Source organism: Deferrisoma palaeochoriense, assembly GCF_054656955.1.
Genome location: NZ_BAAHXI010000030.1, coordinates 36,929 through 45,652, shown reverse-complemented (window position 1 = coordinate 45,652; position 8,724 = coordinate 36,929). Strand labels below are relative to the sequence as shown.

At 67.5% G+C, this 8,724-nt stretch carries 12 protein-coding genes; 4 read left to right on the top strand and 8 right to left on the bottom strand.

Annotated features, from left to right (window positions below; translation table 11 throughout):
- Positions 1-236: 236 nt before the first annotated feature.
- The 4 genes from ACYQ8L_RS09995 to mntA all read right to left on the bottom strand — a co-directional run bounded on the left by ACYQ8L_RS09995 (position 237) and on the right by mntA (position 2,049).
- Positions 237-653 carry an HI0074 family nucleotidyltransferase substrate-binding subunit gene (locus ACYQ8L_RS09995; RefSeq protein WP_459941648.1) on the bottom strand — a complete coding sequence of 139 codons (417 nt, stop codon included), beginning with the start codon at positions 651-653 and terminating at the stop codon, positions 237-239.
- On the bottom strand, positions 608-958 hold the full coding sequence (locus ACYQ8L_RS09990) for a nucleotidyltransferase family protein (RefSeq protein WP_459941647.1): 351 nt from the start codon (positions 956-958) through the stop codon (positions 608-610). The genes ACYQ8L_RS09995 and ACYQ8L_RS09990 overlap by 46 nt, the downstream gene beginning before the upstream one ends.
- A gap of 283 nt (positions 959-1,241) precedes the next feature.
- Positions 1,242-1,670, bottom strand: a complete 429-nt coding sequence (gene hepT, locus ACYQ8L_RS09985) for a type VII toxin-antitoxin system HepT family RNase toxin (RefSeq protein ID WP_459941646.1) — start codon at positions 1,668-1,670, stop codon at positions 1,242-1,244.
- On the bottom strand, positions 1,660-2,049 hold the full coding sequence (gene mntA, locus ACYQ8L_RS09980; protein ID WP_459941645.1) for a type VII toxin-antitoxin system MntA family adenylyltransferase antitoxin: 390 nt from the start codon (positions 2,047-2,049) through the stop codon (positions 1,660-1,662). Before mntA ends, hepT begins: the two co-directional genes overlap by 11 nt.
- A 401-nt stretch (positions 2,050-2,450) precedes the next feature.
- Between mntA and ACYQ8L_RS09975 the strand changes: the two genes are divergently transcribed.
- The 4 genes from ACYQ8L_RS09975 to ACYQ8L_RS09960 all read left to right on the top strand — a co-directional run bounded on the left by ACYQ8L_RS09975 (position 2,451) and on the right by ACYQ8L_RS09960 (position 3,877).
- Entirely contained in the window at positions 2,451-2,810 is a 360-nt protein-coding gene (locus ACYQ8L_RS09975) for a nucleotidyltransferase domain-containing protein (RefSeq protein ID WP_459941644.1), read from the top strand.
- Positions 2,758-3,210, top strand: coding sequence for a HEPN domain-containing protein (locus ACYQ8L_RS09970; protein WP_459941643.1), 453 nt, complete (start codon positions 2,758-2,760; stop codon positions 3,208-3,210). The genes ACYQ8L_RS09975 and ACYQ8L_RS09970 overlap by 53 nt, the downstream gene beginning before the upstream one ends.
- A gap of 204 nt (positions 3,211-3,414) precedes the next feature.
- On the top strand, positions 3,415-3,618 hold the full coding sequence (locus ACYQ8L_RS09965) for a hypothetical protein (protein ID WP_459941642.1): 204 nt from the start codon (positions 3,415-3,417) through the stop codon (positions 3,616-3,618).
- Positions 3,605-3,877: a type II toxin-antitoxin system RelE family toxin gene (locus ACYQ8L_RS09960; protein WP_459941641.1), complete on the top strand. Its 273-nt coding sequence runs from the start codon at positions 3,605-3,607 to the stop codon at positions 3,875-3,877. Before ACYQ8L_RS09965 ends, ACYQ8L_RS09960 begins: the two co-directional genes overlap by 14 nt.
- 153 nt (positions 3,878-4,030) lie before the next feature.
- Here the strand turns inward: ACYQ8L_RS09960 and ACYQ8L_RS09955 are convergent, their stop codons facing one another.
- From ACYQ8L_RS09955 to ACYQ8L_RS09940, 4 genes are all read right to left on the bottom strand, one after another.
- The gene (locus tag ACYQ8L_RS09955; RefSeq protein WP_459941640.1) at positions 4,031-5,308 is read right to left on the bottom strand and encodes a glycosyltransferase; all 1,278 of its coding nucleotides are present in this window, start codon (positions 5,306-5,308) and stop codon (positions 4,031-4,033) included.
- 152 nt (positions 5,309-5,460) lie between these two features.
- On the bottom strand, positions 5,461-5,850 hold the full coding sequence (locus ACYQ8L_RS09950; protein ID WP_459941639.1) for a four helix bundle protein: 390 nt from the start codon (positions 5,848-5,850) through the stop codon (positions 5,461-5,463).
- Between the two features lie 91 nt (positions 5,851-5,941).
- A complete protein-coding gene (locus ACYQ8L_RS09945) occupies positions 5,942-7,801 on the bottom strand; it encodes an asparagine synthetase B family protein (RefSeq protein WP_459941638.1) in 1,860 nt (619 codons plus the stop codon).
- Positions 7,798-8,613 (bottom strand): glycosyltransferase family 2 protein, encoded by an 816-nt coding sequence (locus tag ACYQ8L_RS09940; RefSeq protein ID WP_459941637.1) that lies wholly within the window; start codon positions 8,611-8,613, stop codon positions 7,798-7,800. Before ACYQ8L_RS09940 ends, ACYQ8L_RS09945 begins: the two co-directional genes overlap by 4 nt.
- Between the last annotated feature and the right edge of the window lie 111 nt (positions 8,614-8,724).

The following is an 8,724-nucleotide window of genomic DNA, read 5'->3' as shown; positions in this document are numbered from 1 at the left end:
ACTGGCGTGAATCGGGTGAACTGCCGTGAATCGTATGAACGTGCGGACGTTAGGACGCGTGGACGTGCGGACGGGGAACCGTGCGGACGCTAGGACGTGCGAACGTGCGGACGGAACGTCCTACCGTCCTATCGTCCTAACGTCCTATCGTCCTACCGTCCTAACGTCCCAACGTCCTCGCCTCTCTGCTTCTCCGCCTCCTACCCTCCCACCGGCCTCACGCCGTGCGGGTCCGGTTAGCCCTCGGTGCCCCCGCCCCCGAAGTAATTCCTCCGCACCCGGTCGATCGCGCTCCGGAGCAATCCGGGCAGCTGGGCCGCGCTTTCGTACACCTGCTCCGCCGTGCGGGAGATGTACGTGTGGGAGGTCCGGTTTCGGTCGTGCAGCAACTCCAGCCAAACATCCGCGGCGTCGATCAGCCCCAACTGGTGGGCCGCCCGGATGGCCTGCCGCGGGGACGCCGCCTCGATTCCCTCAACCCGGGCCACCTTGCGGAACAGTTTCCAGCCGAGTTCGAAGGTGTACTCAAACCTCTGGATCGCCGCGTCCCGAACGATCGGGGTAAGGGGAAGGGCGAGCGCTTCCTCCAGCGTGGCGAGCGCCTGCTCTACGATGTCGAGGTGAACAAGGAGTTCCTGGATGCCTTCTTCCATACCTTCACCCCTTGGGCCAGCACGACGCGCCGAAACTCCTGCGGGACGTCCCGGAAGTCGACCAACTCCACCCGCACCGGGATCGGCAGTTCTTCGAGCGTTTCCTCCAGGCGAACCAGCACCGCCCGGGGGGGCTCCGACACACAGCGGTACCCGATGTCCCAGTCGGATCGCGCGGTGGCCCCGCCCCTGGCTCGGGACCCGAACAGAAACACGTCGGCATCCACCCCCTCGAAGGCTCGGAGTACCAAGCGGCGCAACCCTTCCTCTTCCTCCCAGACGGTGATGCCGTCCGGATCGGGCACCCGGTACCCCTTAGAACGCCAAGGCCGCCATTCTCCCCGCCGCGCCCGGGGATCGGCGGATTGCAACCGTATGGCCTTACCGTCGTGGATGAGTTCCGCCATGGAGTCGGACTCCGGAATGCTTACGTCGTGGGGCCGGGCAACTGCCGCAGGTCGTTTGACCGTGCGGACGTTAGGACGCGTGGACGTGCGGATGCGCGGACGGGGAACCGTGCGGACGCTAGGACGTGCGGATGTGCGGACGTTACGTCCTACCGTCCTACCGTCCTAACGTCCCAACGTCCTACCGGCCCTGCCTCCTAGCCCAGTCCGCCACGTACCGGGCGAACTCCTCGTAGGTACCGAGGCGCTTTCGGAACACCCCGTAGACGATTTCGTCGTCCACCTGCTCGTACCGATGGACCAGGAGGTTGCGGAAACCGGCCATCTTTTGGAACTCGGGCACGCGCTCCGGTGGGAGCACGCCGTTTTCCCCGAGCACGGTGAAAAGGTCCGCATACCCCTTGGGCTCGCGCCAACCCTGCTGGCTGATGATGTGGTTTCCCAGGTCGAGAACCACCTCGGTGGCGAGGTGGAGGTAGCGCTCCACGAAGGCCCGGGCGCGGATGTCCGAGCGGTACGTCTCCCAGGTGATATCGTCGGCCTCTCGCAGGGCGTCCACGTACTCCCGCAGGGCGGCTAGCTTTCGGGACAGGACGGCTTCATCCCCCATCGGCCAGCCTCCAGACCTCCCGGTGGAGCCACCGGGTGTCGAGATACTCGTGGCGCCCGAGGGTTTCCTTGCGGATCCGCTCGGCCCGATCCGCCTCGTAGAGGAGCGCCTTGGGCCGGAGGATCTCGTGCTTGAGAACCGGATCGGCCGTCTCGAACACGACGAGGTCAACATCGCGGCCCAACCGGGCCGAAAGGTCCACCTCCATCTCGAGGCGCTCCTCGCCCGAAAGCGGCCACCGGGTCATGACCGCGAGGTCCACGTCGCTCCCCGGGCGCGCCCGCCCCTCGGCCGCGCTCCCGAACAGGTACACGGCCACGATCTGGGGCCTCGCCCGGGCGTATTCGCGAATGGCCTCGATCTGCGATGGTGTGAGCATGGGGGTCAACTGCCGGAATCGGGTCAACTTCCGTGAATCGGGTCAAATTCCGTGAATCGTGAATCGTGAATGGTTTGAACTAGCGTTGGTCGTTCGACCGCGCGGACGCTGGGACGTGCGGATGTGCGGACGGACAACCGTGCGAACGTTGGGACGTGCGAACGTGCGGACGGACAACCGTCCGGACGCTGGGACGTGCGAACGTGCGGACGGACAACCGCGCGGACGCTGGGACGTGCGAACGTGCGGACGGAACGTCCCAACGTCCTACCGTCCTACCGTCCTACCGTCCTAACGTCCCAACGTCCCAACGTCCTCGCATCGTAGCGTGGCCGGGGGGGACCCGCAACCGGGTCCGAGTGGCGTTGTGCGCTTGCGGGGGCGGTGCTACGATCCGCGCCATGGCCAGGCGATTCACCAACGAAGAGATCCGGGCGGCTGCCGTCCGGTCGTTTCGGCGGTTCGACCCGGAGAAGATCCTGCTTTTTGGCTCCCGGGCCCGGGGGGACGACGACCCCGAGAGCGACGTGGACCTGGTGGTGGTGTACCGGACCGAGAAGCGGTTCCTGGACCGCCTTGCGGAGCTGTACGTGGCGTGGGACCTCCCCGTTGCCGTGGACATCCTGGCCTACACCCCGGAGGAGTTCGCCCAACTCCTGGAGGAGCGCGCCTTCGTCCAGGACATCGTCGCGGAAGCCGAGGTGATCTATGCACGACCCGAACCGGGAGGCGAGACGCTGGATCCTGCAGGCGATGGATGACCTGCGGTTTGTGGAGTGGATCCGCCGGGAGGGGGTGTTTTTCGACAAGGCGTGCTTCCTGTCCCAGCAGGCGGGGGAGAAAGCGCTGAAGGCGTGCCTCTACGGCCTGGGGCGGCGGCGGGTGTTCGGGCATTCCCTCATGGAACTTCTGGAAGACCTGGTCCAAGCCGACCCGGCGTTCGAGGCCCTGCGCGCCGCAGGGGCAAGGCTCGACCGGTACTACATCTCCACCCGGTACCCGAACGGCCTTCCGGGCGGTTGCCCCTTCCAGGCGTACAACGCCGACGATCTCACCCAGGCGGAAGCCGACGCCCGAAACGTGGTCGAAACGGCGGCGTCGTTCCTCCGGGCAAGAGGGATCTTGGAGGATTCGGGGGGGGGTAAATGCCGTGAATCGTGAATCGTAAATCGGGAATGGTTTGAACTACCGTTGGTCGATGGTCGCCGGTCGTTGGTCGTTTAACCGTGCGGACGCTAGGACGGGCGGACGGGGATAACGGCCGCAGGTCGTTCGTCGCGGGGCCTTTGCCGTTGGGTATTCTTTGTCTAAACCGAAGAGCAGGTCCGGGCGTCCGAGGCGCACCCATAACGGGAGGACAGGAACATGAAGCAGGCGGTGGAGCAACTCGAGGTTCGCTATTTGGTGGACAAAACCGGGAAGCGGGTGGGGGTGTTCCTTCCACTGAAGGATTTTGAGGCCCTTGTGGAGGATTTGGAGGATCTAGCGGTGGCAGCGGAACGCCGAGACGAACCCACGATTTCCCATAGCGAACTCCTCGCCTCGCTGAAGGCCGATGTCGACGGTTGAAATCCGCTGGAAGATCTCGGCCGCCAAAGAACTCGCGGCGCTACCGGTGCGCATACAGCGGCGAGTTGTGGTTTCTGTTGAGCGACTCAGCGAAAACCCCCGTCCCCCTTCCGTGAAGAAGCTCCATGGCACGCGCGACACCTACCGCTTGCGCGTTGGTGTTTATCGAGTGGTTTACCAGGTGGAAGACCGCTCCGGACGACCCACTGTCGTAACCATTATCCGAGTGCGGCACCGCAAGGAGGCCTACCGCCGCTGACTCCTCGGCCAGGCCCCGCTTGCAGACAAGAGCGGGGAAGCGTGCGGACGGACGACCGTGCGGACGCTGGGACGCGTGGACGTGCGGACGGGGAACCGTGCGGACGCTAGGACGTGCGGATGTGCGGACGTTACGTCCCACCGTCCTACCGTCCTAACGTCCCAACGCCTCCCCATACAGCCCCCGATAAATCTCCCCGTTTCGCTGCCAGGTGCGTTCTGCTAGGACCCAGCGCCGGCCCTGGTCCACCAGGCGGGCGGCGAGGTCGGGGTTTTGGGCCAGGGTGAGGATGCGGTCGGCCAGGGCGGCCGGGTCGCCGGCCGGGAAGAGGAGCCCGGTTTCGCCGTCGGCCACGAGTTCCCTGTGGCCCCCCACGTCGCTTGCGATGACCGGGACGCCGAGCACCATGGCCTCGAGGGGCTTGAGCGGTGTAACGAGTTCGGTCAACCGCATGGACTTGCGGGGGAGCACCAGGGCGTCGCAGGCCGCGTAGGCCGCCGGGACGTCGGCGTGGGGGATCCGGCCGGCGAAGGTGACCCGGTCCGCAACTCCGAGGTCCCGGGCCAGGGCCCGCAGCCGCTCGTCCTCCTGGCCGCCGCCGATCAGCAGCGCGCGGGGCGCGCGTGAATCGTGAATCGTGAATCGTGAATCGTTGCCCCGCCTACTACCCGTCACCGGTGACCCGTCACCCGTCACCGCGGTCGCCAGCCGGGCCAGGGCGTGGAGGAGGAGGTCGAGGCCCTCGTAGTGGTAGAAGGAGCCGAGGAACCCCACCACGAAGTCGTCGGGACCGGCGCCCCACCGGGCCCGGAGTTCGGGGTCGCGCGGGGCGGGCCGGAGTTCCTCCGGGTCCACGGCGTTCGGGACCACGGTGATCTTGTCCTCGGGGATGCCGCGGGCCACGAGGTCGGCCCGGAGGCCCTGGCAGATCGTGACCACGGCGTCGGCCCGGCGGCACGCCCGGGTTTCCAGCGCCCGGATGAGCCGGTACCGGGGTCCCCACTCCCGGTGGGTGCCCTGGTCCACGGCCGCGTCCTCCCAGAACGCCCGGATCTCGTAGACCACGGGAACGCCCCGCCGCCGGCCCGCCCCGAGGGCTGGGAGCGCGTTCAGGACGGGGCTATGGGCGTGGATGAGCCGGACCCCGTTTTCCCCCACGAGCCGGTCCAGGTGGCGCCGCACCCGGCGGGTGAGGGCCAGTTCCCCCAGGAGCGGTACCGACGTGCCCACCGCGCCCGAGCGCACATGGCGCACGCCGTCGATGGTCTCCTCGGCGGGCACCGGCCCGGGGGCGTACTGTTCGTGCTTGGGCGAGGTCAGCACGACCGGATCGAACCCGGCGGCCCGCACGGCCGCAAGGATCTTCCGGCTCCGCATGGCGTAGCCGTCGGAGATGGGCAGGCTGTGGTCGAGAAGGTGTAAGATCTTCACTTCGTTTCGATCCGTTGGGACGTTAGGACGCGTGGACGCGCGGACGGGATTCCGTGCGGACGGACGACCGTTCGGACGCGCGGACGCGTGGACGGGGAACCCTGGGGCGGCCGTAGGCGGGGCAGCAACGCGTTCCCCCATCGCACGCGCCATCACCGGCCAATGGTCTTGCTGGGCGGTCGTTTCCGGACGGACTCATAGAACCTCCAAAGGCGCTGACCTAGGCGGTCGTACTCGGCGGCGAGGTTGGACAGTTCTTCCGCTCTGCCGTAGCCCAGTCGCTCGGCCACCGACAGCAGGTATTTCGTTTCAGCCAACGAGCCCAAACTGATCGTCAGGAACCGAATCAACTCTTTCGTCCCGCCCCTGGCATAGCCCTCCACGATGTTCGTCGGCACGGACAGGGCGGCCCGCCTCAACTGGGCCGTGAGACCGTAGATCTCCTCCTGCGGGAAATCCCTCGTGGCTTCGTAAAGCCGCAGCACGAGAGCATCCCCCAGTTGCCACACCTCGAGGCTCTTCCACCGGTCGTCCCCACCCATCTGCGCCCTCCCTGTCATACGGTTCTGCCGCCGTCCCAACGTCCCACCGTCCCACCGTCCTAACGTCCTAACGTCCTACCGTCCTAACGTCCTACCGTCCACGCGTCCCAACGTGGCGAAGCCAAAGTTCCAACACCAAGAACACCCACAGGTTTCCGCCGGCGTAGGCCGTGGTGGAGGGGTCGGCGAGGTCGCGGGCCAGGGTTTCGAGGAGGTCGGGCCGCAGGATGTCGCGCACGCGGGCCGAGGGGGCGAGGAGGGTGTCTCGCACGAGGGCGTTGAGGCCCGGATCCCGGGCGAACCAGGGGCCCACGGGGAGCCCGAAACCGTGCTTTGACTTCTCGATGATCTCCCGGGGCAGGAACCCTTCCATGGCCCGCTTGAAGATGTACCGGTTGCGGCCGGGCTTGACTTTAAGTTCCGGCGGAATGGTGGTTGTGAAGTCCACGAGATCCCGATCGAGGAGCGGGTAGCGAACGCGGACCCCGGCGGCCTCGGTCATCTGGGTGACCTTTCGCAGGTCGTTGTCGGTGATGGTGAATTTCATGTCGAGGTAGAGGAGTCGGTCGGTCTCGTCGGCCGGGGCCGCGGCCTCGTAGTGCCGCCGGGCGAGCTTCAAGAACCCCTCGGGATCAATCCGCCCTAAGAACTCCGGCCGGAGCGCCCGGGCGGCCCCCTCCTCGTACAGGAGGTTGTAGGAATAGAACCGGTCGGGGTTCGGGATGTTGGCCCGGCGCACGTACCGTTGGGCCTTGTAGACCGGGCCTTTGGCGGGAAGGCGGCGTAGCAGCGGCTCGAGCACCCCCCGCCGCAGGAGCCGGGGCACCTGGCCGTACCGGGCGAACACGAGGTTCGTGACGTAGCGCTCGTTTCCCCCGAAGATCTCGTCGCCGCCGTCGCCGGCCAGGAGGACCTCCACCCCGTGCTCCCGGGCAAACCGGGCGCAGTAGTAGGTGGGGATGACCGAGGAGTTTCCGAAGGGCTCGTCGTAGAGTTCCGGAAGCTTTTCCAGGAGCGCGAGCACGTCGGCCGGGGTCACGAAGTGGTCGTGCTGCTCGGTGCCGAAGTGGCGGGCCGCCGTGTGGGCGTAGTCGAGCTCGTTATAGCCGGGCTCGTCGAACCCGATGGAGAAGGTTTTGGCCGGCCGTCCGGCGAGCCGGGTGTAGAACCCAGCCACGGAACTCGAGTCGGTGCCGCCCGAAAGGAAGCATCCCGTGCGTTCGGGGTCCGACAGGGGAACGTACCGGCCCACGGCCCGGCGGACCTCCAAGGGAATCGCCCGGCGCCAGTAGCGCTCATCCGCGGTGCGGTCCGGCCGGTAGCGGATGTCGTAGTAGCGCCGGATCTCGAGGCGCCCTTCGCGCCACCGAAGGAGGTGGCCCGGTTCGAGCTTGCGAACCCCCCGGTACACGGTGAGTGGGGACGGGATGGCCGAAAAGAAGAGGTACTGGTAGATGGCGTCGGGATCGATCTCCCGGCCCACCCCCGGGTGGAGGAGCACGTGGCGGATCCGGGACCCCGCCACGACCCCTCCGGGCACCTCGGCGTACACCACCGGGCGGATGCCGTAGGGGTCGGTGACGACGAGGAGTTCCCTCCGCACCTCGTCCCACACCCCGAAGGCGAAGACGCCCCGGAGCCGGTCGGCCAGGGCCTCGCCCCACTGCTCGTACGCCCGGGCCAGGAACGCCCCCGGGTCCGATGCCTCCCCGGGTTCGAGGCCCAACTCCCGGCGCAACTCGGCCTCGTTCGTGAGGTCGAGGTCGTAGGCCACCCTGAGCCCGTCGCCCCGCCAAAGGCCCTGCCCCGGAAACTCCCCCCAGGCCGCGAATGCGGCGCCCTTGCCGTCCGCTACGGCGGTGGCCCCCGCCTGGCCCGCGCCCCGTGCGATCTCGCGGCAGTCGGGTTCGGCGCACGCGCCCGCGAGAAATCCGCCGATCGGGATCTTCATGGCCGTTTCTCCTCCATGGCCGCCCCGGCCGGTTGGAGCCGCGGGGCCGACCAGACGAACCGGTATTTCCAAAAGAGGTACAAGAGTCCCTTCACGTGAAGCAGGGTGAGCCGGTTGGGAATCAGGCTACGGGACTTCTCCTGGGCGTCGTGCACGGCCACGGCCGACGGTTCGTACCACACGGCCTGGCCCGCCCGCCGCACCCGCAGACAGAACTCCACGTCCTCGGGGGCGTAGAAGATCTTTTCGTCCAGGTAGCCCGCCCGGGCCAGGAGTTCCCGGCGGAACACCCAGAACGCCGAGATGGCGTACTCCACCGGCCCGGGGCCGGGCGGCGCCTCGGACTGCTCGATCCGGCGGAGAAGGAGCGCCCGTCGGACCTTGATGGGAAGCGTGGGAACCCGGTCGGTGGACTTCTGGTACCGCCCGTCCGGATACACGAGCCGCGGAACCGCAAGCCCCACCTCGGGGCGGCCTTCCAGAACCCGGATCAGGGTTTCGAGGCAGCCCGGCTCGGGGTAGGCGTCGGAATCCAGGACGCAGACGTGTCTGCCCCGGGCCCGGCGGAGCGCCAGATTGCGGGGAAACGTGGTCCCCCGGTTCTCGGGGAGCCGCTCGACCCACAACCGGGGATGCCGCCCGGCCAGTTCGGCCAAGATCTCGGGGGTGGCGTCCGTGGAGCCGTTGTCCACCACCAGGAACTCCCACGACAGGCCGGCCTCCTCGGCCCGGGCCACGGTACGCTCGAAGCAGGTGCGCACGTGGCGCTCGGAATTCCACACCAGGGTCACGATGGAAAGGTCGATGTCCACGGGGCTCCTTCCATGCAACTTCCCGCTGGGACGCTTGGAGGCTGGGACGCTAGGAGGCTAAAATCTTATGGATTTCAGCGCCAACGGCTGGCCCAACCTGTGGGAGCGCGG